Annotated in this window: 21 protein-coding genes; 16 read left to right on the top strand and 5 right to left on the bottom strand. The window is 72.3% G+C overall.

Translation table 11 applies throughout. The features are described from left to right. Positions 1–48: 48 nt before the first annotated feature. Positions 49–1,050, bottom strand: coding sequence for an LLM class F420-dependent oxidoreductase (locus BSB02_RS32285; RefSeq protein ID WP_084964767.1), 1,002 nt, complete (start codon positions 1,048–1,050; stop codon positions 49–51). 88 nt (positions 1,051–1,138) lie between these two features. On the opposite strand from BSB02_RS32285, the gene BSB02_RS32280 reads away from it, so the two are divergent. Beyond that, complete coding sequence (locus BSB02_RS32280; RefSeq protein ID WP_240506830.1) at positions 1,139–2,554, top strand: sulfatase family protein; 1,416 nt, start codon at positions 1,139–1,141, stop codon at positions 2,552–2,554. Positions 2,555–2,629: 75 nt separating this feature from the next. On the opposite strand, the gene BSB02_RS32275 is transcribed toward BSB02_RS32280, so the two are convergent. Beyond that, positions 2,630–3,328, bottom strand: a complete 699-nt coding sequence (locus tag BSB02_RS32275; RefSeq protein ID WP_084964765.1) for a FadR/GntR family transcriptional regulator — start codon at positions 3,326–3,328, stop codon at positions 2,630–2,632. Positions 3,329–3,375: 47 nt separating this feature from the next. On the opposite strand from BSB02_RS32275, the gene BSB02_RS32270 reads away from it, so the two are divergent. Genes BSB02_RS32270 through BSB02_RS32260 form a run of 3 tightly spaced genes read left to right on the top strand, consistent with a single transcriptional unit; the run spans position 3,376 to position 6,067 of the window. Further along, positions 3,376–4,068, top strand: coding sequence for a (Fe-S)-binding protein (locus BSB02_RS32270; protein WP_084964764.1), 693 nt, complete (start codon positions 3,376–3,378; stop codon positions 4,066–4,068). Beyond that, positions 4,065–5,471 carry a lactate utilization protein B gene (locus BSB02_RS32265; protein ID WP_084964763.1) on the top strand — a complete coding sequence of 469 codons (1,407 nt, stop codon included), beginning with the start codon at positions 4,065–4,067 and terminating at the stop codon, positions 5,469–5,471. Before BSB02_RS32270 ends, BSB02_RS32265 begins: the two co-directional genes overlap by 4 nt. Then, positions 5,468–6,067 (top strand): LutC/YkgG family protein, encoded by a 600-nt coding sequence (locus BSB02_RS32260; RefSeq protein WP_084964762.1) that lies wholly within the window; start codon positions 5,468–5,470, stop codon positions 6,065–6,067. The genes BSB02_RS32265 and BSB02_RS32260 overlap by 4 nt, the downstream gene beginning before the upstream one ends. Positions 6,068–6,078: 11 nt before the next feature. On the opposite strand, the gene BSB02_RS32255 is transcribed toward BSB02_RS32260, so the two are convergent. Then, a complete protein-coding gene (locus BSB02_RS32255) occupies positions 6,079–7,086 on the bottom strand; it encodes a baeRF2 domain-containing protein (protein WP_084964761.1) in 1,008 nt (335 codons plus the stop codon). Positions 7,087–7,089: 3 nt separating this feature from the next. After that, a complete protein-coding gene (locus BSB02_RS32250) occupies positions 7,090–7,497 on the bottom strand; it encodes a DUF2795 domain-containing protein (protein WP_084964760.1) in 408 nt (135 codons plus the stop codon). Positions 7,498–7,554: 57 nt separating this feature from the next. Here BSB02_RS32250 and BSB02_RS32245 point away from each other — a divergent pair, with 57 nt between their 5' ends. The 12 genes from BSB02_RS32245 to BSB02_RS32190 all read left to right on the top strand — a co-directional run bounded on the left by BSB02_RS32245 (position 7,555) and on the right by BSB02_RS32190 (position 23,127). Then, positions 7,555–8,628 (top strand): GNAT family N-acetyltransferase, encoded by a 1,074-nt coding sequence (locus BSB02_RS32245; RefSeq protein WP_158088790.1) that lies wholly within the window; start codon positions 7,555–7,557, stop codon positions 8,626–8,628. Positions 8,629–8,632: 4 nt separating this feature from the next. Continuing rightward, a complete protein-coding gene (locus tag BSB02_RS32240) occupies positions 8,633–9,802 on the top strand; it encodes a bifunctional cobalt-precorrin-7 (C(5))-methyltransferase/cobalt-precorrin-6B (C(15))-methyltransferase (protein ID WP_084964758.1) in 1,170 nt (389 codons plus the stop codon). A 94-nt stretch (positions 9,803–9,896) separates the two neighbouring features. Beyond that, complete coding sequence (locus BSB02_RS32235; protein ID WP_084964757.1) at positions 9,897–10,733, top strand: sirohydrochlorin chelatase; 837 nt, start codon at positions 9,897–9,899, stop codon at positions 10,731–10,733. Between the two features lie 10 nt (positions 10,734–10,743). Beyond that, a complete protein-coding gene (locus BSB02_RS32230) occupies positions 10,744–11,874 on the top strand; it encodes a nicotinate-nucleotide--dimethylbenzimidazole phosphoribosyltransferase (protein ID WP_084964756.1) in 1,131 nt (376 codons plus the stop codon). Then, positions 11,871–12,875, top strand: a complete 1,005-nt coding sequence (speB, locus tag BSB02_RS32225) for an agmatinase (RefSeq protein WP_169729458.1) — start codon at positions 11,871–11,873, stop codon at positions 12,873–12,875. The genes BSB02_RS32230 and speB overlap by 4 nt, the downstream gene beginning before the upstream one ends. A gap of 71 nt (positions 12,876–12,946) precedes the next feature. After that, complete coding sequence (gene cobA, locus BSB02_RS32220) at positions 12,947–14,179, top strand: uroporphyrinogen-III C-methyltransferase (RefSeq protein WP_084964754.1); 1,233 nt, start codon at positions 12,947–12,949, stop codon at positions 14,177–14,179. 56 nt (positions 14,180–14,235) lie between these two features. Beyond that, on the top strand, positions 14,236–16,059 hold the full coding sequence (locus BSB02_RS32215; RefSeq protein ID WP_084964772.1) for a dynamin family protein: 1,824 nt from the start codon (positions 14,236–14,238) through the stop codon (positions 16,057–16,059). Then, complete coding sequence (locus BSB02_RS32210; protein WP_084964753.1) at positions 16,056–17,651, top strand: GTPase; 1,596 nt, start codon at positions 16,056–16,058, stop codon at positions 17,649–17,651. Before BSB02_RS32215 ends, BSB02_RS32210 begins: the two co-directional genes overlap by 4 nt. A gap of 144 nt (positions 17,652–17,795) precedes the next feature. Continuing rightward, positions 17,796–18,359, top strand: coding sequence for a single-stranded DNA-binding protein (locus BSB02_RS32205; protein ID WP_084964752.1), 564 nt, complete (start codon positions 17,796–17,798; stop codon positions 18,357–18,359). Between the two features lie 587 nt (positions 18,360–18,946). After that, positions 18,947–20,248: a GGDEF domain-containing protein gene (locus BSB02_RS32200; RefSeq protein ID WP_084964751.1), complete on the top strand. Its 1,302-nt coding sequence runs from the start codon at positions 18,947–18,949 to the stop codon at positions 20,246–20,248. A 629-nt stretch (positions 20,249–20,877) separates the two neighbouring features. Further along, the gene (gene ettA, locus BSB02_RS32195; RefSeq protein WP_084964750.1) at positions 20,878–22,542 is read left to right on the top strand and encodes an energy-dependent translational throttle protein EttA; all 1,665 of its coding nucleotides are present in this window, start codon (positions 20,878–20,880) and stop codon (positions 22,540–22,542) included. Positions 22,543–22,704: 162 nt separating this feature from the next. Then, a complete protein-coding gene (locus BSB02_RS32190) occupies positions 22,705–23,127 on the top strand; it encodes an acyl-CoA thioesterase (protein WP_276206375.1) in 423 nt (140 codons plus the stop codon). 47 nt (positions 23,128–23,174) lie between these two features. On the opposite strand, the gene BSB02_RS32185 is transcribed toward BSB02_RS32190, so the two are convergent. Then, positions 23,175–24,695: a glycoside hydrolase family 13 protein gene (locus BSB02_RS32185; RefSeq protein ID WP_084964748.1), complete on the bottom strand. Its 1,521-nt coding sequence runs from the start codon at positions 24,693–24,695 to the stop codon at positions 23,175–23,177. Positions 24,696–24,697: the final 2 nt, after the last annotated feature.

Raw genomic sequence — 24,697 nt, 5'->3', positions numbered from 1 at the left:
CAGGCGACTTGACACAAGCACCCAACGCCTATCTATACGGCATTGATTCTAGCCCAGCACCAGGTTCCGCACGATCTTGAGCGTCTCCTCGTCGCGCGGGCCCATCACCAGCAGGCTCGTCACCGGGCCGGCCAGCCACGGCCGCAGCCGCTCCTTGATCCGCCCCGGCGGGCCCACGAGCGAGATGCCGTCGGCCAGCTCGTCCGGCACGGCGCGGAAGGCCTCCTCCTTCCTGCTCGCCAGGTAGAGGGCCTGGATGCGCTCGGCCGCCGCGGCGAAGCCCATCCGGCCGATGACGTCGGCGTGGAAGTTGCGGTGCTTGGCGCCCATGCCGCCGATGTACAGCGTGAGCATGAGCCTGACCGTGTCGAGCGCCTCCCGCACGTCGCCGGTGACCAGCACCATGACCATGGCCGCGACGTCGAAGTCCGCCGGGGCCCCGGCCAGGGCGTCGCCGTACATCTCGGTGATCTTCTCGGGGAAGGCGAACAGCGGCAGCCAGCCCTGGGCGATCTCGGCGGCCAGCGCGACGTTCTTGGGGCCCTCCGCGCCGATGTAGACGGGGATGTCGCCGCGCAGCGGGTGGGTGATGAGCTTGAGCGGCTTGCCGAGCCCGCCGGGCAGCGGCAGCGGGTAGTGGGGGCCGTCGCTGGTCACCGGCTCCTCGCGGCGCCAGATCTTGCGCATGATCTCGACGTACTCGCGCGTCCTGGCCAGCGGCCTGGCGAACGGCTGGCCGTACCAGCCCTCGACGACCTGCGGGCCCGAGGCCCCGACGCCGAGCAGCAGGCGCCCGCCGGTCAGGTGGTCCAGCGTCATGGCGGTCATGGCGGTCGCGGCGGGGGTCCGGGCGGAGAGCTGCGCGACCGACGTGCCAAGCTGGATGCGGGAGGTGCGTGCGCCGTACCAGGCCAGCGGCGTGAAGGCGTCGCTGCCGTAGGCCTCGGCCGTCCAGACCGAGTCGTAGCCGAGGCGCTCGGCCGCCTGGACCAGGTCGGTTGCGTCATGGGGGGTGCGTTGCCAGTAGCCGAGGTTCAAGCCGAGCTTCATTAGAACACGTTCTACTATTCGGCGCCGGGTGTCAATGCATGATCTTCAGGGGACAGTGACCTCTGTGCTGAAGGGCTTGTGTCGCGCCGTGTGCATCCTGATGCTGCTCGTGGTCGCCGCCGAGCCCCTGGCCGCTTCGGGACGGGTTCAGCCCGCCAAACCGAACATCATCCTCATCCTCACCGATGACCTCGATTACGGAAATTTGGAGCATTTCCCCAATATTTCCAATCTTTTGGTACGGCGAGGCCTCAGCTTCGACCGCTACTTCGTGACGAACTCCTGGTGCTGCCCCTCGCGCGCCTCGATCCTGCGCTCGCAGCACGTCCACAGCCACGGCGTCCTCACCAACACCGCCCCGGAGGGCGGCTTCGACAGGTTCACGCGCCTGGGCCTGGAACGCTCCACCATCGGCACGTGGATGCAGGCTGCCGGATACCGCACGGCCATGATGGGCAAGTACCTCAACCACTACCCGGGCGAGGCGGCCGCGCCCACCTACGTGCCGCCCGGCTGGAACGACTGGCACGTGCCCGTCCGCGGGCTGTACGAGTCCTACGGCTACACCCTGAACTCCAACGGCAGGCTGGCCGACTACGGCTGGGCCGAGCAGGACTACATCGAGGACGTGCTGACGGCCAAGGCCAAGGACTTCATCACCGCCTCCGACCAGCCGTTCTTCCTCTACCTGGCGCCCATCGCGCCGCACAACCCCGCCAACCCCGCGGTACGGCACGCGACGGCCTTCTCCGATCTGAAGGCCCCCCGCCCGCCGTCGTTCAACCAGGACGACGTGTCGCGGGAGCCCGGGTGGCTGCGCTCGCGCCCCAAGATCAAGGAGGCGGGCATCGCGGCGATCGACGACCGCTACCGCCGCCGGATGCGGGCCATGCTGGGCGTCGACGACATGGTGGGCTCGCTCCTCACCACGCTGGACCAGGCGGGGAAGCTGTCGGACACCTACGTGTTCTTCGCCTCCGACAACGGCTTCCACCTCGGCACGCACCGGCTCAAGCAGGGCAAGACCACCCCGTTCGAGGAGTCCATCCACGTGCCGCTGGTCGTGCGCGGCCCCGGCGTCGCGCCCGGCGTCGTCCGCGACCTGACCGCCAACATCGACCTCGCGCCCACCTTCGCGGAGCTGGGCGGCGCGGCCCCGCCGGCCTTCGCCGAGGGCCGCTCGCTGGTGCCGTTCCTCAAGGGCCGGCGCCCGGACGGCTGGCGCCGCCACGTCCTGGTGGAGTTCTTCCGGCCGGAGAACCGGATCTCCGCCCGCCAGACGCCGGTGCCGCCCTACGCCGCGCTGCGCACCGACCGCTACACCTACGTCCATTACGTCACCGGGGAGAGGCAGCTGTACGACCTGACGGCCGACCCCTACCAGCTGGACAACCTCGCCGCGACCGCCGACCCCGAGCTGCTGGCCCGGCTGGAGTCGCTGCTGCAGGCCATGCGCGGCTGCTCGGGCGCGGGCTGCCGGACGGCCGATCAGCTGGAGCGGTAGGCGCGGGAGGCGGGGGCGGGCAGCTCCCCGGCCGGCCGCCGGTCCGCGACCACGCCGGCCTGTTCCGGTGAACCCTTAAGCGAACAGCGCGGGGTAGGCGTGGCGCAGGTGGTCGGCGACCGCACGCGCCGCCTCCTCCGGGTCGCCCGAGCGGATGGCCGCCAGGATGCGCCGGTGGTCGGCCCGCAGCACGGAGGTGTCGGCCAGCCGCTCGACGGCCTCCACCGCGTAGCGGCGGGCCGAGTCGCGCAGCGACCGCATGAACGCCGCGATCAGCCGGTTGCCCGAGGCGTCGGCGATGGCGCAGTGGAAGGCGATGTCGCCGGCCACGAACTCCTCCGCGGTGCGGGCCCGCTCCATCGCCGCGACGGCGTCGTCCAGCGCGGACAGCTCGGCGTCGCCGCGGCGGGCCGCGTTGGCGGCGGCGAACTGCTCGATCATCAGCCGGGTCTCGATGACCTCGCGCAGCTCCAGGCCGGTCAGACCGAGGTGGAGGCGCAGCAGGTCGGTGAGCGGGGAATCGGGGCGGGAGGTGAGCACCGCGCCCGCGTCGGGCCCCCGCCCGGCCTGGGAGGAGACGACACCGAGCGTCTCCAGCACCCTCAGCGCCTCGCGCACCGAGGAGCGGCCGACCCGGAGCTGCTCGGCCAGCTGGCGCTCGCCCGGCAGCCGGTCGCCGGGCTTGAGGCCGTCCTCGGCGATGCGCTGCTCGATCCTCGCCAGCACGTCCTCGAAGGTGCGGGTGCGCTTGACGGGCTCCCAGTTCGCTGCCATATGGTCAGACCATACAGTGGTCTGACCATACAGCGAAAGGGGTCGCCGTGCGGGTCGCGCTCTTCGTCACCTGCGTGAACGACACGCTGTTCCCCGGCACCGGGCGGGCGGTGGTGTCGCTGCTGCGCAGGCTGGGCTGCGAGGTGGACTTCCCGCTCGCGCAGACCTGCTGCGGGCAGATGCACCTCAACACCGGCTACCGCGAGGAGGCCGTACGGCTGGCGCGGCGCTTCGCCGGGGTGTTCGCCGGATACGACGCGGTCGTGGCGCCGTCGGGATCGTGCGCGGCCATGGTGCGGGAGCAGTACCCGCGGCTGATCGGCCGGGACTTCCCGGCGGTGCACGACCTGTCGGAGTTCCTCATCGACGTGCTGGAGGTGGAGGACGTGGGCGCCTACTTCCCGCACCGGGTGACCTACCACCCCACCTGCCACTCGCTGCGCGGGCTGCACCTGGGCGACCGGCCCACCCGGCTGCTGCGCAAGGTGCGCGGTCTGGAGCTGGTCCCGCTGCCGGGGGCCGAGGAGTGCTGCGGCTTCGGTGGCACGTTCGCGGTCAAGAACCCCGCCGTGTCGGCGGCCATGTGCGCCGACAAGGTGCGCAACGTGCTCGGCACCGGGGCCGAGGTGCTGTGCGCGGCGGACAACTCGTGCCTGATGCACATCGGCGGCACGCTGCGGCGGCAGAGGACCGGCGTGCGCGTCATGCACCTCGCCGAGATCCTGGAGGCGACGGAATGAGCGCCACTTTCCTCGGGATGCCGGGAAATCTGTCGAAAAATACCGATTTTCCGAAGAATGCGGCGAAAGCCGTACAGAACTCGCAGCTCCGCTTCAACCTCCGAAAAGCCACGCACACCATTCGCGGCAAGCGCGCCGCCGTGGTGTCGGAGCTGCCCGACTGGCAGGACCTGCGCGCCGCCGGCCGGGCGATCAAGGACCACACCCTGCGCCACCTGGACCGCTACCTCCTCCAGCTGGAGGAGGCCGTCACGGCGCGCGGCGGGCACGTCCACTGGGCGCGCGACGCCGCCGAGGCCAACCGCATCGTCACCGACCTGGTCAAGGCCACGGGCGAGCGCGAGGTCGTCAAGGTCAAGTCGATGGCCACCCAGGAGATCGGCCTCAACGAGCACCTGGCCGCGCACGGCATCACCGCCTACGAGACCGACCTGGCCGAGCTGATCGTCCAGCTGGGCCACGACTTCCCCAGCCACATCCTGGTCCCGGCCATCCACCGCAACCGGGCCGAGATCCGCGAGATCTTCCTGCGCGAGATGCCCGGCGCGCCGGAAGGGCTCACCGACGAGCCCCGGGCCCTGGCCGAGGCCGCCCGGCTGCACCTGCGCGAACGCTTCCTGAAGGCCAAGGTCGCCGTCTCCGGCGCGAACTTCATGATCGCCGAGACGGGCACGATGGTGGTGCTGGAGTCGGAGGGCAACGGGCGGATGTGCCTGAGCCTGCCCGAGACGCTGATCAGCGTGGTCGGCATCGAGAAGCTGCTGCCCGCCTGGCACGACCTGGAGGTGTTCCTGCAGCTGCTGCCGCGCAGCTCCACCGGCGAGCGCATGAACCCCTACACCTCGATGTGGACCGGCTCGGTCGAGGGGCAGGACTTCCACCTGGTGCTGCTGGACAACGGCCGCACCCGGGTGCTGGCCGACGAGGTGGGCCGCCAGGCGCTGCGCTGCATCCGCTGCTCGGCCTGCCTGAACGTGTGCCCGGTCTACGAGCGGGCGGGCGGCCACGCCTACGGGTCGGTGTATCCGGGGCCGATCGGCGCGATCCTCACCCCGCAGCTGCGCGGCATGGGATCGGAGCTGGACGCCTCCCTGCCGTACGCCTCCTCGCTGTGCGGCGCCTGCTACGAGGTCTGCCCGGTGGCGATCGACATCCCGCAGGTGCTCGTCGACCTGCGGGCCAAGGCCCCGCACGGGCTGGCCGAGCGCGCCGGCATGCGGGCCGCCTGGTGGCTGTTCGCCCGCGAGGGACGGCTCGCCGCGGCCCAGCGCCTGGCCGCCCGCCTGCGCAGGCTGATCCCGCGGCGCCTGCCCGGCCCGCTGGGCGCCTGGACCGACACCAGGGACGTGCCCGACATCCCGCGGCAGTCCTTCCGCGACTGGTGGAAGGAGTCCGGCTCGTGAACGCCAGGCAGGAGATCCTCGCCCGCATCAGGAGGGCCGTCGCCGGCGCGCCGGAGGTCGAGATCCCGCGCGGCTACCGCACCCACGTGACGCTGGAGGACCCGGTGGGCCGCTTCGCCGAGCGCGTGGGCGACTACCGGGCCGTCGTCCACGTCGTCCCGGCGGCCGAGGTGCCCGGCAGGCTCGCCGAGCTGGTGGCGGGCAGGCGGATGGCCGCCCCCGAGGGGCTGCCGTGGCTGGAGGCCGTGCGCGGGGCCGCCGCCGAGCTCATCCTGGACGGCCCCGGCCTGTCCGTCGCGGAGCTCGACCGCGTCGACGGGGTCGTCACCGGATGCGCGGTCGCCGTCGCCGAGACCGGCACGATCGTGCTCGACGAGCGCCAGGGGCGGCGGGCACTCACGCTCGTGCCCGACTACCACCTGTGCGTCGTCCAGGCCGCCCAGATCGTGGCGAGCGTGCCGGAGGCGCTGGCCCGGCTGACGCCGACGAGCCCGCTGACCTGGGTCAGCGGGCCCTCGGCGACCAGCGACATCGAGCTGGACCGCGTGGAGGGCGTCCACGGGCCCCGCACGCTCGAGGTCGTGATCAGCGCCTGATCACTGTCTGATCACCATCTGATCACCGCGCACACGTCGGACAGCTCAGGGCAGAACCACAGCTCGGCGTCCGTCATCGCCGCCGCCCTCGCCAGCGCCGAGTCCGCCCGCTCGCGCACCGGCTGCTCCACCCCCCAGCGGCGCAGGTCGTCGGCCGAGGAGGCGAGCTGGGTGCCGCCCTGGCCGATCCACACGGGGTCGGCCAGCTCGCCGGGCAGCAGCACCGCGTGCGCCCGCCCCTCGCGCAGGGCGTGCGCCACCTCGGCCAGGCCGGTGGGCCCCTCGGCCTCGCGGTAGCGCTCGATCAGCTCGGCCCGGCGGCGTTCCAGCCAGCCGTCCAGCGCCGTCTCGGCGTCCCGCTCGAAGCCGCCGTGGTCGTCGCGGCTGCCGTGCTCCACCATGAGCACCCGGTCGGCGGTCTTGGTCCCCAGGTGGTCGCACAGCAGCGAGCGCGACTTCGGCTCGCCGGCCACGATGACCAGCTCGGCGCCGATCCTGTGGACCTGCTCGTCGATCTCCTGGGCGGCGGCCGCGGCGTTGCGCTCCCACGCCTCCTCCACGCCGCGCTCGTATCGCTTCTGCGACCAGCCGCCCTGCGCCGTCTTCTGCAGCGGCCAGGCGGCGGCCTCGACGGTGGAGCGGCGCGGCGAGCCGCCGCCGAAGACGGTCACCTCGGCGCCCGCGTGGTCGACGATCACGCGGATGTGCGGCACGTTCTCCCCGCGCTCCATGAGCATCGGCGTGACGAGCGGCAGCGGGGACCACTGCGCCAGCTCGCGCCCCCGCGGCAGCTCCTCGGCCAGCACGACCTCGCCGCTGGCGGCGAACAGCGCCCGCGCCGCCGCCGGCACGGCCACCTCCTTCTCCAGGGCCTCCAGCGTGCCCGGGTCGGCCTCGTGCAGCTGCTCGCGCAGCGAGCGCCACCTTCGCTCCCGCTCGGCGTCGTTGAGCCCGGTCAGGTAGACCGAGGCGTACGGCTCCCGCCGCTCATACAGGGGACGGATGAAGTCCAGCCGCACCGGTCACCACCTCCGCTCCTCGAAGCCCAGTCCCAGAGCCTTGGCCACCTGCGCGACGTTGTGGTATTGGCCCTCCGGCACGCGGCGCAGCGCTTGGGCCACCTCGCCGGGCATCTCGGGCCGCTCGGCCTCCCGCACCAGGTCCTCCCGGCTGGCCGGGAAGATCTGGTCGCTCAGCCACCTGGCGATGTCGCTGCGCAGGTCCACCCCGTAGGAGTCGATCCCCTCCGGGGCGCCGGGCTCGTGTCCGGGCGCGTGCCGGGACGGCGCCTCCTCCCCGGGCGCCGGCATCGGCTCGGGCTCCTTCCATTCCTCGGCGTGCGTGGGGCCACCGCCGCGCACGACGCCCTCCGACTCCTGCTTCTGGTGCTCGTCCAGGCGAGGGCTGTGCTTGGCGCTTCCGCGTTCCATAGTCGATTCACCCCTTTCGTCCTCGCCCCTACCCGGGCGCCATGAGAGGATGCGTTGGTGTTCGAGCCGGCAGTGAAGATCGTCACGGATCGGTTGGTGCTGCGCAGGTTCGCGGCGGACGACCTGGACCGGCTGTGGCCGGTGGTCTCCTCGGGAGCCGGGCCCCTGCCCCCGGGCGTGCCGGCCACGCGGCCCGGCCTGGCCGCCTGGCTCGCCGACTCCGACGCCCACGCCGCGTACCTGGCGATCACCGACGCCGCCGGCCGGATCGTCGGCGCGATCGGCCTGGTCAGGACCGACCCGCGCGCCGGCAGGGCCGAGATCGCGTACGGCACGCACCCCGACCACCGCGGCCGCGGCTACATGACCGAGGCGCTGCGCGCGCTGACCCGCCGGCTCTTCGACGCCACCGGCCTGCAGCGCGTCGAGCTGACGGCCGACCCGGGTGACCTCGCCTCGCTGCGCGTCGCCCACAAGGCCGGCTTCACCTGGGAAGGCGTCCTGCGCGGCTACGACCGCGACGACGGCCCCCGCGACAGGGTCATGCTCAGCCTGCTGCGCGGCGACAGCGGGGAGCCCCCTCCCGCGCTGCCCTGCCAGGAGCTGCGCACGAAGCGGCTGCTGCTGCGCCGCTTCACCGACGCCGACGCCCCCGACCTGGCGCTGATCGGCGCCGACGAGCTCACCCAGGCCATGACCGGCGTGCCGCGCGGCTACACCGAGGCCCACGCGCGGGCCTTCATGGCCACCTCCGAGCGGATGCGGCTGCGCGGCCACGGCATCGCCTGGGCGGTCGCCGAGCTGGCCGGCGGGCGCCTGGTGGCCAACGTGGACCTGCGCGACGTCGACTGGAACCACCGGGTCGCCGAGATCGGCTACATGACCGCGCCGTGGGCCAGGGGCAGGGGCTACGCCGGGGAGGCGGCGCGGGCCGTGGCCGAGTGGCTGTTGCGCGAGCAGGGCTTCAACCGCCTCCAGCTGCGCGCGGCCCCCGGCAACCCCGCCTCGCGGCGGGTGGCGGAGAAGGCCGGGTTCGTCCGCGAGGGCGTCATGCGCCGCTCCATCCAGGGACAGGACATGGTCCTCTACAGCATGGTCCCTTCCGACCTGGCCGCCGAGCGGTCACTCTGAAAGGGTGAACCTCACCGTCATCGGCTGGGACGGGTCGGCGCCGGCGCCCGAGGCGCTCGACCTGCTCAAGCGGGCCGCACTCGTCACCGGACCCGACCGCGTCCTGCGCAACCTGCGCGTGCCGGGGGCGGTGCCGTACGACAATCTCCTCGCCACCGTGGACCAGCACCTGGAGCACGGCGAGGGGCCCGCGGTGGTGCTGGCGGAGGGCGACCCCGGCTTCTTCGGCGTCGTGCGGGACCTGCGCGAGCACGGCCTGCTGCCCGCCGTCGTGCCCGCCGTGTCGCTGGTCGCCCGCGCCTTCGCCAAAGCGGGCCTGAACTGGGAGGACGCGCTCGTCGTCGCCCCCTCCGGCGCCCATGAGCTGAGCCGCGCGGTCAACGCCTGCCGCGCCCACCACAAGGTCGCCGTGCTCGTCGCGCCGGGGGTCGGCCCGGCCGAGCTGGCCAGGGAGCTCGCGCCCACCACGCCGCGCGCGCTGATCGTGTGCGAGGACCTGGGCGGGCCCGACGAGCGGGTCACCCACAGCCGCATGGGCGAGGCCACCACCCGGCCGTGGAAGGACCCCGACGTCGTGCTCGTCATCGACCCGCTGCACCGGCCGCGGCCCAGAAGCTGGCTGGCCGGGGCCGGGCCAGGACCGGAGGAGTGGGCGCTGCCGGGCGACACCCCGCCCGAGGTGCGGGCGTTCGTGCTGGCCAAGCTGGGACCGCGGCTGGGGGACCTGGTCTGGGACGTCGGCGCGGGCACAGGAGAGCTGGCGATCGAGTGCGCCAGGCTCGGCGCGGCCGTGGTCGCCGTCGAGCGCGACCAGGCGGCGTGCGAGGCGCTGCGCCGCAACGTCATCCGGCACGGCGTCAAGGTCGCGCTCACCCGGGGGCAGGCGCCGCCCGCGCTGGAGCCGCTGCCCGACCCCGACGCCGTCTTCGTGGGCGGCGGCGGGCCCGACGTGATCGTCGCCTGCGCGGCGCGGCGGCCCCGCTCGCTGGTGTGCTCGCTGAAGGTCATCGAACAGGTCCCGGCCGTCCTGGGCCGGCTGCGCGAGTACGGCTACCGCGCCCGGGGCACCCAGATTCAGGCCGCCCCGATCACCGTGCTGCCCGACGGCAGCCACGGCCTGGCCCCCGCCGAACCCGTCTTCGTCGTCCATGCCGTCCCCGACTCGACGGGCTGACCACAGGCTTCTACGCTGCGGGGTGTTCGCTCACCGCGCGTGACCTGTTATTGTCGCGTGTCCCGGAATTCTTCCCCCGAGGTGACCCCGACACATGAAGCCGCCGTTGCTGCTCGTCGGCCAGGGCTCGCACGACGAGACGGGTTCCGCTGAGTTCGGCAGGTTCGTCCACCGGCTCCGCTGCCGGCTCTACCAGACCGCCGCCGACGTGTCGGGCGGCTACCTGCGGCAGGCCAAGCCGCTGCTGAGCGACTCGGTCGCGTCGCTCATCGCGCGCGGCCACCACCGGCTCGTCGCGCTGCCGCTGAGCCTCAGCAGGGTCGCCGAGGAGTTCCCCGCCGCCATGGCACTGGAGCAGGAAAGGCACCCGACCTTGACCTACGACACCGGCCGCCCCCTCGGCCCCGATCCCCGCGTCCTGGCGCTGCTGGCCGAACGCCTGGAGGAAGCCGTCAGCGACCTGCCCCAGACCGGCCCCCTCCGGCTCGTCACCGACGACGACCCGCCCCGCTACGACCCCAGCGACACCGCCGTCGTGCTGGTCGGCGAGGGCTCCACCGACCCGGCGGCCAACGCCGAGGTCCACCGCGTGTCCCGGCTGTTCTGGGAGACCCACGCCTTCGACTACATGACCGTCGAGACCGCCTTCGTGTCGCTGACCCCGCCCGGCGTCCCCGGCGGCCTGGAGCGCTGCCGCCGCCTGGGCGCGCGCCGCGTGATCGTCCTGCCGTACCTGCTGTTCGCGGGCGGCATGCTGGAGCGGGTGTGGGCGCAGGCGCTGGCCTACGGCGCCGGGCACCCGGAGCTCGACATCCGCTGCGCCGAGGTGATCGGCGACTGCGAGGCGCTGGCGGACGTGGTCATCGACCGCTACGAGGAGGCGCTCAAGTCCTCCAGCGGCCCTCTCGCCGGGCTGCAGTCGGTCTCCTAGGCTGGGGTCCGTGCTTGCCGAGACCCTCGCCGCGATCCGTCCCGCCGACCCTCGCGCCCTGGCCGAGGCGCGGGCCCACTCCGACCGCCTGACCAAGCCCCGCGGCTCGCTGGGGGTGCTGGAGGAGGTGGCGATACGGCTCGCGGGCGCGGCCGGTAGCTGCCCGCCGCCCCTGCCGAGCCCGGCCGCGCTGGCCATCTTCGCCGCCGACCACGGCGTGCACGCCCAGGGCGTCACCCCCTGGCCGCAGGAGGTCACGGTCCAGATGGTGGCCAACTTCCTGGCCGGCGGGGCGGTCGCGAACGCCTTCGCGGCCCAGGCGGGGGCGTCGGTGACGGTCGTGGACGTCGGCGTCGCGGCCGACCTGGACCCGGCCCCGGGGCTGGAGATCCGCAAGATCGGGTACGGCACGGCCGACCTGTCGAGGGGCCCGGCGATGACCGTCGAGCAGGCGACCGCCGCGGTCGAGGCGGGCATCGCGGTCGCGGCGTCCCTGGTGTCCTCGGGCGCCCGCTGCCTGATCACCGGCGACATGGGCATCGCGAACACCACGGCCTCGGCGGCGCTCGTGGCGGCCTTCACGGGCCGCGACCCCGCCGACGTCACCGGCCGGGGCACCGGCATCGACGACGCCACGCTGGAGCACAAGATCGCCGTCATCCGCCGGGCCCTGCACGTCAACGCCCTCACGCCCGCCCAGCCCACTCCCGTCCCCTCCGTGTCCGCACCGCCTACGGCGGGCGGCTTGGCGGAGGCGGGAGGCGGCGACGGCGCGGCGCTGGACGTCCTGGCCAAGGTCGGCGGGTTCGAGCACGCCGCCATCGCCGGGTTCATCCTCGGCGGCGCCGCCTGCCGCGTCCCCGTCATCCTCGACGGCGTCATCGCCGGGGCCGCCGCCCTGGCCGCCGCCGGGCTCGCGCCCGCCGTCCTCGACCACTGCGTCGCCGGTCACCGTTCCGCCGAGCCCGGCCACCGCATCGCCCTGGAGCACCTGGGCCTGCGCCCCATCATGGACCTGGAGATGCGCCTGGGCGAGGGCACCGGCGGCCTGCTCGCCCACCCCGTCGTCTGCGCCGCCGTCCGCGTGATGCACGAGGTCGCCACCTTCGACTCCGCCGGAGTGTCGGAGAAGCCGCGATGAGCGCGATGTACGGCCCCGACATCACCTTCCTCGGCGTCGAGCGCTGCCGCCTCGACGACCCCTCCACCTACGCGGACGCCGACGTCGTGATCGTCGGAGCCCCCTTCGACGGCGGCACCTCCAACCGTCCCGGCGCCCGGTTCGGCCCGATGGCCCTGCGCCAGGCCTGCTACCTGCCCCAGGACGGCTCCCGCCCCAGCCTCGCCCTGCGCGTGGACGCCCTGCGCGACCTGCGCGTGGTCGACGCCGGCGACGTCGAGTGCTACTCCGGCGACGTCGAGGGCTCCATCGCCGCCATCGAGGACGCCGTCCACCGCGTGGCGGCCTCCGGCGCGATCCCCCTGGTGCTCGGCGGCGACCACACCATCGCCCTGCCCGACGCCAGGGGCACGGCCAGGGCCCACGCGCCCGGCCGTACCTCCATGATCCACTTCGACGCGCACGCCGACACCGGCGACATCGCCTTCGGCCACCTGTACGGCCACGGCCAGCCCATGCGCCGCCTGATCGAGTCCGGCGCGATCAGGGGCGACCGGTTCCTGCAGGTCGGCCTGCGCGGCTACTGGCCCGGCCCGGAGACGCTGGAGTGGATGGCCGCGCAGCGCATGCGCTCCTACGAGATGACGGAGATCGGCCGGCGCGGGCTGGAGGAGTGCCTGACCGAGGCGTTCGCGATCGCGCTCGACGAGTGCGACCAGGTGTTCCTGTCGGTCGACATCGACGTGTGCGATCCCGGCCACGCGCCCGGCACCGGGACGCCCGAGCCCGGCGGGCTGTCGGCCCGGGAGCTGCTGGACTCGGTGCGGCGGATCTGCTACGAGCTGCCCGTGGCCGGGATGGAGGTGGTGGAGGTGGCTCCGCCGTACGACCACGCGGACGTCACGGCGCTGCTGGGCAACCGGGTGGTGCTGGAGGCGCTGTCGGCGATGGCCAGGCGGCGGGCGGATCACGCAGGTGGGACGCGGTGGGACCCCGGCCGGCCCCTCCTTGACGGCCGTTAACGCGGATGACTCATATCACCCGGTAGGTTTGCGTCCTGACACACCGATTTCGCAACGGGAGATTCGCCGACATGGGCCCCTACCTCCTCGGTCTGCGCCTTTCCGGCCGTCGGGTCCTGGTCGTGGGCGGTGGGCGCGTCGCCCAGCGCCGCGTGCCCGCGCTGCTCGAGGCCGGCGCCGCCGTCACCCTGGTGTCCCCGAGCGTCACCCCGGCGCTCGACGACCTCATCGCGGCCGGGCGCGTCACCTGGGAGGCCAGGCCGTACCAGGTCGGCGACTGCGACGGCGCGTGGCTCGTGCAGGCCTGCACCGACGACAGGGCGGTGAACGCGGCGGTCGCGGCGGAGGCCGAGGCCAAGCGGATCTGGTGTGTGCGCGCGGACGACCGCGACGCCTCGGCGGCCTGGACGCCCGCCTCCGGGCGCGTGGACGAGATCAGCGTCGCCGTCACCGCGGGCGGCGACCCGCGCCGCGCGGCCGGGATCCGCGACGCCGTGGTCGGCGCGCTGCGCGACGGCACCGTCGACGCCCGCCGCAACCGCACCAAGCCCGTCGGCGTCGCGCTGGTCGGCGGCGGCCCGGGCGACCCCGGCCTGATCACCGTCCGCGGCCGGCAGCTGCTCTCCCAGGCCGACGTGGTGATCGCCGACCGCCTCATCCCGCGTCCGCTGCTGGACGAGCTGGCCCCCGACGTGGAGCTCGTCGACGCGGCCAAGGTCCCCTACGGCAGGGCGCTGCCCCAGGAGAAGATCAACGAGCTGCTGGTCGAGCGGGCCCGGGAGGGCAAGTTCGTCGTGCGGCTCAAGGGCGGCGACCCGTTCGTCTTCGGCAGGGGTTTCGAGGAGGTCCAGGCCTGCGCCGCCGCCGGGATTCCGGTGACGGTGGTGCCGGGCGTCACCAGCGCCGTCGCGGTGCCGGCGGCGGCCGGGGTGCCCGTGACGCACCGCGGCGTCAGCCAGGAGTTCCACGTCGTCTCGGTGCACGTCGAGCCCGACGACCCGAGCTCGACCGTGGACTGGCCCGGCCTGGGGCGCTCCACCGGGACGCTGGTCCTCATGATGGCCGTCGAGCGGCTTCCGAAGATCGCCGAGGTGCTGATTCGGGAAGGACGTTTGCCGGAAACTCCCGTAATGGTGGTACAGGACGGTACTCTTCCCACCCAGCGGGCTCTTGTCGCCTCGCTTTCCACCGTGGCCGACCGTGTGTCGGGGGCTGGCATACGCCCGCCGGCGATCGTCATCGTCGGCGACGTCGTCAGGGTCGGCCAGGAGGTCGAAATGGTCCGAGCGGAGCGAGTGCCGTGAAAACCCCTGCCAACGACAGAGATCATCCGGAGTCATCCGGGGAGCAGACCGTGACGATGCCTGCCGTGCCCGCCGTGAAGGAGGACTTCGACTCCGGCGCGCCGCGGGACGCCGCCGAGCCCGCGGACGCCGAGCAGGCCGAGCAGGCCGAGGCCGAGCCTGCCGAGAGCGAGCCCGCGGAGGCCGAGGCGGCTGCGAAGGCCGATCAGGCCGAAGACGGCGGTGAGGACGCCGAGGACGCCGAGGACCTTCCCGGCGAAGCCCTCCAGACGCTGACCACGGCCCTCAACCAGCTCAGGGAAAGCGTGATCAACCTCCGCTTCGGCCTGGAGCTGCCCGGCGTCGAGGAGGCCAGGAAGGCCCGCGAGGAGATCCTGGCCCAGCTCGAGGACTACGTGCTGCCGCGCGTGCGGGTCAGGACGGCGCCCGCGCTCATCGTCGTCGCCGGTTCCACCGGCGCGGGCAAGTCCACGCTGGTCAATACCCTGGCCGAGAAGAACGTCAGCCGCACCGGCGTGCGACGGCCCACCACCGGCGTGCCCGTGCTGGTCTGCCACCCCGACGACCGGCGCTGGTTCGCCGAAGGGGACCTGCTGGCCGGGCTCAAGCGCATCGAGCAGCCCTCGCGCGACGCGGGCTCGGGCAGCCTGGTGGTGGTCGCCACCGAGAAGCTGCCCCAGGGCGTGGCCCTGCTGGACACCCCCGACATCGACTCGGTCGTCGAGGAGCACCACGACATCGCGCACCGGCTGCTCGACGCCGCCGACCTGTGGATCTTCGTGACCACGGCGTCCCGCTACGCCGACGCCCCCGCCTGGCAGCTGCTCCGGCTGGCCAGGGAGCGGGCCGTACGGCTGGCGATCGTGCTGTCGCGGGTGCAGCCACGCGCCAGGGAGACCGTGCTGAAGCACTTCGTGCGCATGCTCACCGAGTACGGCATGGGCGAGGTCGACCGGTTCGTCATCGAGGAGTCGAAGGTCACCGACGGCAGGCTGCCCGACAGCGAGGTGACGGACCTGCGCATGTGGCTGGCCGAGCTGTCGGTGGACGAGCAAAGGCGGGCGCTGGCCGTACGGCAGACCCTCAACGGCGTGCTGGACAGCTTCCGCACCCGCGTGCCGGCGCTGGCCAAGCACCTGGAGAGCCAGGTCGCCTTCCGCGCCGGGCTGCGCAAGGACGTCGAGGCCGCCTACGTGACCGCCGCGAGCAAGGTCGACGCCGCCGCCCGCGACGGCTCGCTGCTGCGCGGCGAGGTGCTGGCCCGCTGGCGGGACTTCGCCGGCTCGGGCGACCTGCTGCGCACCGTCCACCTGCGCGGCCGGGCGCAGCGGCAGATGCCCGAACGGCTGGTGGCCTTCAGGACCGCGCTGCGCGTCGGCCTGGAGTCGCTGATCACCTCCACCGCCACGCGCGCCAGCGAGGAGGTCGCCGCCCGCTGGCGGCGCCGATCCGAGCTGGGACAGACGCTGGTCGAGGGGCTGGACCGGCCCTCGGAGGATCTGGTACGGCGGGCCAACCGCGCGGTCACCGCCTGGCAGGAGCACGTGACCGAGCTGATCCGCACCGAGGGCGTCGCCAAGCGGTCGGTGTCCAAGGTCGTCTCCTTCGACGCCGAGTCCCTCGCGCTGATCTTCATGGTGGGGCTCTTCGGCGGCTCCTCCGACGGCGTGCCGCAGCGGCTGGTCAAGGCCCTGCTCGGCGCGGAGTCGCTGCGCGGCATCGCCGCCAAGTCCATGAGCGACCTGCGGGCGAGGATCGGCATGCTCTTCGACGAGGAGGCCATGCGGTACGTGCGGGTGCTCGACGCCGCCGGGATCCCCGACGAGTCCGCGGCCACCCGTCTCTACCAGGCGACGTACAACCTCGAGGTATCCCGATGACCACTCTGGCCACGCGGGGCTCGATCGGGCCCAGGCTCGCCGTCCTGTCCAAGATCGTGGAGCTGGGCAAGGGCAGGCTCGACCAGAAGGTGCTGTCCGAGGCGGGCGCGCTGCTGCTGCGCGCGGGCGACAGGCTCAAGCTGTCGGCCGAGCACACCGTCGTGGCGCTCGCCGGGGGCACCGGCAGCGGGAAGTCCTCGCTGTTCAACGCCATCTCCGGGCTGGAGCTGTCGCCGACCGGCGTGCGCAGGCCGACCACGGCGCGCACGCACGCCTGCGTGTGGGGCCTGGAAGGCGCCGGGCCGCTGCTCGACTGGCTGCAGATCCAGTGGCGGCACCGCTTCGCCCGCGCCTCGGCGCTGGACAAGGGCGAGTCGCAGCTGCACGGCCTGATCCTGCTCGACCTGCCCGACCACGACTCCATCCGCGCGCTCACCGACCACGAGGCCGACCGGCTCATCGGCGTGGCCGACCTGGTGGTGTGGGTGCTGGACCCGCAGAAGTACGCCGACGCGGCCACCCACCGCCGCTACATCGCGGAGCTGGCCGGGCACGACGCGGTGACGGTCTTCGCGCTCAACCAGGTCGACCGGCTGGCCCCCGAGGAGCTGGCCGAGCTCGTCATCGACCTCAACGACCTGCTGCGGCGCGAGGGCGTCGCGCAGCCGACCGTCGTGACCACCTCGGCGGTGACCGGGCGCGGCATCGACTCGCTGAAGAGCGTGCTGGCCGACGCTGTGTCGCGGCGCCGGGCGGCCGTCCAGCGGCTGGAGGCCGACATGGACCGGCTCGTCCGCCGCCTCGACCCGCCGGGCGAGGCGCCCGGCAGCGTCGACGCCGCGCGCAGGGTCGGGCTGACCGACGCGCTGTGCGACGCCGTCGGCGTGCCGGCCGTGGGCGAGGCGCTGGAGAACATCTACGCCGAACGCTCCTCGGCCTACGTCGGCTGGCCGGTCGCCCGCTGGGCGGCCGCGCTGCGCCCGGACCCGCTGAAGGCCCTGCGGCTCACCGACCTGCGGGAGGACATCAGGAACCTGGCCGACGGGGCGGTGAGCGCGCAGCCGGCCGAGGTCGACAACGCCGTCCAGGCGCTGGCCGACGGGCTGACCGGCGGCATGCGCCCGGCCTGGCGGGCCGCGGTGCAGCACGCGGCCAAGTCGCGCGCCGCCCAGCTGCCCCAGGCGCTGGCCGAGGAGCTGGAGGAGGTCGCGCCGCGGCTGGACCGGGTGCCCGGATGGTGGCGGGTGCTGCAGCTTTGGCAGTACCTGCTGGTCGTGGCCTTCGTCCTGGGCCTCGGCTGGCTGGTGGCGGGGCTGTTGCCGCTGGGCGACCTGCCGGGAGGCGTCGGCGACCCGGCGACGCTGCCGTGGGTCGGGGTGGCGCTCGCCTCGGTGCTGGGGCTGGGGTGGCTGTCGGCCGTGGCGGCGCGCAACTTCGTGGTGCTCGGGGCGTCGCGGGAACGCGAACGGCTGGAGCTGGAGATGCGGCGGCGGGTCGGGGCCGTCGCGGAGAGCATGGTGGTCGAGCCGGTGGAGCGTGAGCTGGCGCGGCACGCGGAGTTCACCGAGGCTTTGCGGACGCTGGGCCGTTAGGGTCTCGCGTCGGGTCGTTCGTCCACAGGGCGCCGCCTGCTCAGCCGGTCGTCCACAGAACGCGGTTCAGCGGCTTGCGGCCGGTGGCCCGTACGGCACCGTGTGGCTCGCGGCGGGCAGCCCGCCCGCCACACGGGAGGAACGATGAACGACATCTACGTCACGATCACCGGCAACGTCGCAGCCGAGCCACGCCAGCACACCTTCGACGACGGATCGCGGGTCACCTCTTTGCGCGTGGCGTCCCGGCACCGCTACTTCGACAGGAAGAACCAGGCGTGGGCCGACGGCGACACGGTCTACTTCGCGGTGCGCTGCTGGCGCGGCCTCGGCGACAACGTCGCGCAGTCCGTCAAGGTCGGGCACCCGGTCATCGTCTCGGGCAGGCTGCGGATCAGGGAGTTCGGGCCGGAGGACGATCGCCGGTTCATGCCCGAGATCGAGGCGTCGGCCGTCGGTCACGACCTTCGCTGGGGGCTCGGGGCGTTCTCCAAGCCGGAGCGTTCGGGGACCGCGGGGCCGATGAGCAGGGAGGACCGGGAGCGCCTGGACCAGGACACCGAAGACTGGGCCATGGGCGCGGCAGGGCGTTACAGCAGGCCGGGCATCCAGAAGGCGCAGGCCGAGGTCGCCGGGGAGGGCTCGGATGACGCCTCGGGGTCCGAGGACGACGACGCTCCGTGGCCGGTGGAGGCGAAGGCCGCTTAGCGTCTGCGGGCTGGTTGGTGGTGTGCTCGCTGCCGGCGGTCGTATGGCCAGGGCCGCTTAGTGTCCTGGCCAAGGCCGTCTGGCGTGCGCGGGCTGGTTGGCGATGTGCGCGCTGCTGGTGGTCGTTTGGCCAAGGCCGTCTGGCGTGCGCGGGCCGGACTGTGCCGAGGGGCCGGCGAGGCCTCTCGACACCGCCACGGTCATAGCGGTGGGTTGCGCCTTGAGCACCCGCGGAGACGCCGAGGAGGACCAGACAGGTCGAGGAGGACCAGACAGGGAGGGCAGGCCGGCACGCGGGGCCATGGGGAGGGGAGGGGGAGGGGAGGGGGCATCGGTCGAGATGGCCGGAGATCAGCTTGTCGGCCGACGGCATGGTCCTTGCCTGATGGCGTGAGCACCTGTCAGGTCCAGGTCACGCCCCGCACCATGGCTGCTCCTTTCCTGCACGGCCCGCTCGCGGAGTGAGCGGCACCACTGAAGGGCCACAGATCGAATTGTGGCCACGGTGCCAAAGGTAGCGGTTCCCGTCGCGCGACGCACACTCCGCAACTATTGTGTTACACATCGTTAGGTTGAGAGGAGACGAGATGGCGGCGTCCAGTCACACCTCGGTCAAGCCTCGCGACGGTGTGTCAGCTCTCGCCGGTCGTTGGCCGTTGCTCGGCCAGCGTCAAGCCCTCGTCGTCTACCTCTGCGGGATCGTCGCGCTGGATCTCGTGGCGATCGCGGTGTTCGCCGCGCTCAACGACTTCCGCTGGTCCCACCTGGCGACCTTCGCCGCGCTGATGGCGTGCGGCGCGGTGTGCATCGAGGCGACGCGGCGGCTGGGCATGCCGGCGGGCGTCTCACGCGACCTCCTCTCGGCGTGGTGGCTGCCGGTCGCTCTGCTGCTGCCGCCGCTCTACGCCCTCTTCTCGCCGATCGTGTTGCAGGTACTCCTCCAGTGGAGGGTCCGCGCGACGGTGCTCTACCGCCGGGTCTTCAGCTCGGCGGCGATCGGCCTGGCGGGGTGCGCCGCGTCCACGGCCTTCCACGCCGTGGTTCCCGACGTCTCGGCGCTCTGGCGCGGCTCGGGCTCGACCATCGTGCTGGCGATCGGGTGCGCGGTGCTGTTCACGGTGCTCAACACCGGGTTGATCGCGGTCGCCGCGCACACCGCCGACCCCGACACGCGCTGGAGGGAGGTGCTGTGGGACCGGGAGAGCGTCATGCTCGACGTGGTGGAGCTGTGCCTCGGCGTCGTGGTGGCGATCGCGTGCGGCATCAACCTCGCCCTGCTGGTGCTCACCCTGCCTCCGGTCGTGTTGCTGCAGCGCAGCCTGCTCCACGCGCAGCTTCAGGCCGCCGCGCGCACCGATCCCAAGACCGGCCTGCTCAACGCCGCGGCGTGGCAGCGCGAGGCCGACACCGAGATCGTGCGCGCCCGCCGTACCGGAGAGACTCTCGCCCTGCTGATCATCGACATCGACCACTTCAAGCGGGTCAACGACACGCATGGCCACCTCGTCGGCGACCAGGTCCTCGCGGGAGTGGCGGCGACGCTGCGCTCGCAGTTGCGTGACTACGACGTCGTGGGGCGTTTCGGCGGCGAGGAGTTCGTCGTGTTGCTGCCGGGCGCCGACGTGGCCGAGGCTCGCAGGGTCGCCGAACGCCTGCGCACCCGGGTCGGCCGCATGGCCATCCCGATCGACGACGCCCTGATCACCGTCACGATCTCCGCGGGCGTGGCGGTCATGAGCCTGCACGGCGACGACCTCATCGAACTGCTCGCGGCGGCCGACCTCGCGCTCTACCGGGCCAAGGAACTGGGCCGGGACCGCATCTGCCTGCCCGCCCCACCGCGCCGCCCGCGCACCCTCGAACCTCCGTCGGAGGAGCCGAAGGCCTGACCTTCTCGGGGCTTGCTGGAGGCGTGCCTTTTCGAGGAGCGCCGAAGGAACGCTTTTGGGGTGTACTGCGGGCTTTGAGGTGTACTGCGGGCGGCTTTCCGCCGCTGATCGCTCAAGGCGGTTCCCGCCCGTCCGCGCCTGGTGTTAACACCTGTTCGCCCGGGGTTCCGGGTCGTGTGCCGTGGTGTGCGGCGATGTCCTGCTCGGCGCCGAGGTGCGGGCGCACCCGCATGGCGCGGTGCTGGTGGATCGTCGGTTCCCGCCTCCTCGCTCCCGCTTCCTCACTCTCGGCGCAGTGTCGGGCGCCCGATCACGAGGGGGCATGTCCACGCGGGGCAGGTCGGCATAGCCAGGTACGGCAGGCGGCTGGCAGCGGGCGACAAGAGAAGTGGCGAGAAGGGGAGCGGGCGAGAAAGGAGATGCGGCAAGTGAGCGAGGGCGAAGGGAACCGGTGAACAGAAAAGGGACCGTGCGGAGAAGCAGGGGGATAGGGGTCGAGGGAAGTGAGGGGATCGGTGCGAGGGAGCGGGAGGGAACCGATGTGAGGGGAGAGGATCATGTGAGGGAAGAGGATCAAGGGGGTGGTGAGGCGAGCAGTCGGGTGTTCCGGAGGCCCTAAGCTAGAAGGCATGCCGGAGTACATCTACACGTTGCAGCGCGTGCGCAAAGCGCATGGCGACAAGGTTGTCCTTGACGACGTCACGCTGTCGTTCCTGCCTGGCGCGAAGATCGGCGTTCTGGGCCCGAACGGCACCGGGAAGTCGACGCTGCTGCGCATGATGGCCGGTCTCGAACAGCCGTCGAACGGCGAGGCGAGGCTGATGCCCGGCTACACCGTGGGCATGCTCCAGCAGGAGCCGCCGCTCAACGAGTCCAAGACCGTGCTCGGCAACGTCCAGGAGGGCGTGGCCGACACGATGGAGAAGCTCGCGCGGTTCAACGAGATCGCCGAGCTGATGGCCACCGACTACAGCGACGAGCTGCTGGAGGAGATGGGCAAGCTCCAGGACATCCTGGACCACCGCAACGCATGGGATCTGGACAGCCAGCTGGAGCAGGCGATGGACGCGCTGCGCTGCCCGCCGCCCGACGCCGACGTGACCAAGCTGTCCGGTGGTGAGCGCCGCCGCGTGGCGCTGTGCAAGCTGCTGCTGGAGCAGCCCGACCTGCTGCTGCTCGACGAGCCGACCAACCACCTCGACGCCGAGAGCGTGCAGTGGCTGGAGCAGCACCTGGAGAAGTACCCCGGCACCGTCCTGGCCGTCACCCACGACCGTTACTTCCTCGACAACGTCGCCACCTGGATCCTCGAGCTCGACCGCGGCCGCTGCTACCCCTATGAGGGCAACTACTCCACCTACCTGGAGAAGAAGGCCGCCCGGCTCAAGGTCGAGGGCCAGAAGGACGCCAAGCGCAAGAAGCGGCTGGAGGAGGAGCTGGAGTGGGTCCGCTCCAACCCGAAGGCCCGCCAGACCAAGAGCAAGGCCCGCCTCCAGCGCTACGAGGAGATGGCGGCCGAGGCGGACAAGTACCGCAAGCTCGACTTCGACGAGATCCAGATCCCGCCGGGCCCGCGCCTGGGCACCACGGTGATCAAGGCCGAGAACCTCACCAAGGGCTTCGGCGACCGCCTGCTGATCGAGAACCTCAGCTTCGACCTGCCGCGTAACGGCATCGTCGGCATCATCGGCCCCAACGGCGTCGGCAAGACCACGCTGTTCCGCATGATCACCGGCAGCGAGACGCCCGACAGCGGGTCGATCACCATCGGCGAGACCGTGCAGATCTCCTACGTCGACCAGACCCGCGCGGGCATCGACCCCAACAAGAACGTCTGGGAGGTCGTCTCCGACGGGCTCGACCACATCAAGGTCGGCAACGTGGAGATGCCGTCCAGGGCCTACATCGCCGCGTTCGGCTTCAAGGGCCCCGACCAGCAGAAGAAGGCGGGCGTCCTGTCCGGCGGCGAGCGCAACCGCCTCAACCTGGCGCTCACGCTCAAGCAGGGCGGCAACGTGCTGCTGCTCGACGAGCCGACCAACGACCTGGACACCGAGACCCTGTCGAGCCTGGAGAACGCGCTGCTCGACTTCCCGGGCTGCGCGGTCATCACCTCGCACGACCGGTGGTTCCTCGACCGCATCGCCACGCACATCCTGGCGTGGGAGGAAGGGTCGAGCTGGTTCTGGTTCGAGGGCAACTTCGCCGACTACGAGAAGAACAAGATCGAGCGGCTCGGCGTCGAGGCGGCCCGGCCGCACCGGGTGACGTACCGCAAGCTGACCCGCGACTGACGCGACGGGGTGAAAGGCCGGTTTCCAGCCCGGCCTTTCACCCCGTTTCCGTCCGAGCTTCCCGCCCTGTCCCGGTCGCTCTTCAGCGCTGTCGTCATCCGTTCGGGTTGCTCACGGGGACCTGCCACGAGGTACGGCCGAGCGGGCGGGTAGCGTGACGGCGTGGTTGAACGATCCCTCAAGCAGCGCCACGTCTTCCCCCGAATGGTGCGTTTCGCCGACATCGACTCCCTCGGCCACGTGAACAACGTGCGCTTCCTCGACTACCTCGAGGACTCCCGGACGGGCCTGCTCCACATCGACCCGCAGCGCGAGGGCGGCAGGCCGTTCCAGGGCCTCGTGGTCGCCAGGCACGAGATCGACTACAGGCGCCCGCTGACGTTCCGCCCCGATCCCGTGAGGGTCGAGACGTGGGTGAGCGAGATCAGGCCCGTCCGTTTCACGCTGGAGTACGAGGTCCGCGACGACGAGGACGTGTTCGTGCGAGCCCGCTCGGTCCTGGTGTCCTACGACGTGGAGCGGCAGGCTCCCAGGCGGCTGACCGGGGAGGAGATCGCCTACCTCGAGCGCTACCACGTCACGTGAAGCGCCCGGCCCTCGAGGCGGATCCGGGCGCGACGGTCAGGAGACGATCACGAGGCCTGCAGCCAGGTCGCCGTGTCGGGCGGCAGCCGGTCGCCGTCGACCGGTCCGCTGGCCATCAGCACCCGCTCGTACGGCGGGAGCCGTACCTCGTCCATGCCGCAGTTGATCGCGCAGATCAGCGGCCCGCGGGTAAAGAAAAGCGCACCCTCGGGGGAATCCAGCCACTCCAAGGTATAAGGAAGTGATTTCAGCAGCTCACGGCCGCAGGCCAGGGCCCGGCGGTAGAACTCGAGGGTCGAGTCGGGATCCCCGCTCTGGCGCTCGGCGCTCAGCTCGGCGAAGACCTTCGGCTGCGGCAGCCAGGGGCGCACCCCGTCGGGGGAGAAGCCGAGGGACGCGCCGGTCGAGGTCCACGGCAGCGGGACGCGGCAGCCGTCGCGGCCGGGCAGCCTGCCCTTGGACTGGAAGAAGACGGGGTCCTGCCGCGCATGGTCGGGGATGTCCTTGACCTCGGGAAGGCCGAGTTCCTCCCCCTGGTACAGGTACGCCGACCCCGGCAGGGCCAGCATCGTCAGCAGCGCGGCCTTGGCCCGGGACAGCCCGGTCCCGGGGTCGGCGGTCTCGTAGCGGGTGCGGTGCCGTACGACGTCGTGGTTGGACAGCACCCACGTGGCGAAGGGCACCGTGGCCAGCGTGTCCGCGATCACCTTGCGGAAGGCCTCGGCCGACCAGGGGGCCTGCAGCCAGGCGAAGTTGAAGCTCTGGTGCAGCTCGTCGGGACGGACGTAGCGGGCCAGGTCCTCGGCGCTGTCGGTCCACACCTCGCCGACCGCCATGCGCTCGCCGGGGTAGGACTCCAGGACCTTGCGCCACTGCCGGTAGACCTCGTGCACCTCCGGCTGCCCCCAGATGGGGGAGCGGGACATGAACGACTGGTCCTCCACGTCCGGCAGGTCCTCGGCCTTGTACAGGCCCATCGCCACGTCGATGCGGAAGCCGTCGACGCCGCGGTCCAGCCAGAAGCGCAGGATGTCGAGGAACTCCTCGTGGATTACGGGGTTGCGCCAGTTGAAGTCGGGCTGGCCGGGCGCGAACAGGTGCAGGTACCACTGCCCGTCGGCCACCCGCGTCCAGGCTGGGCCGCCGAAGGTGGACTGCCAGTTGTTGGGCGGCAGCCCGCCCTCGGAGTCGCGGAAGATGTAGCGGTCCCTGCCGACGCCGCGCAGCGCCTCCTGGAACCACGGATGGGCCGAGGAGCTGTGGTTGGGCACGATGTCGACGATCACCTTCAGCCCGAGCTCGTGCGCGTCGGCGACCAGCGCCTCGAAGTCCGCCAGCGTGCCGAACAGCGGGTCGACGCCGCGGTAGTCGGCCACGTCGTACCCGCCGTCGGCCATGGGGGAGGGGTAGAACGGGGTCAGCCAGATCGCGTCCACGCCGAGCCGCGACAGGTACGGCAGGCGCTCGCGGATCCCCGCCAGATCGCCGACGCCGTCACCCGAGGCGTCGGCGAAGCTGCGGACATAGATCTCGTAGACGACGGCGTCACGCCACCAGGGGAAGCTCATCC

Origin of the sequence: Thermoactinospora rubra (assembly GCF_002093975.1) — a bacterium.
In the GTDB taxonomy this organism is placed as follows: Bacteria; Actinomycetota; Actinomycetes; order Streptosporangiales; family Streptosporangiaceae; genus Nonomuraea; species Nonomuraea rubra_A.
Note: the sequence above shows the minus strand (reverse complement) of the source record. Positions and strands in the feature narration are given on the sequence as shown.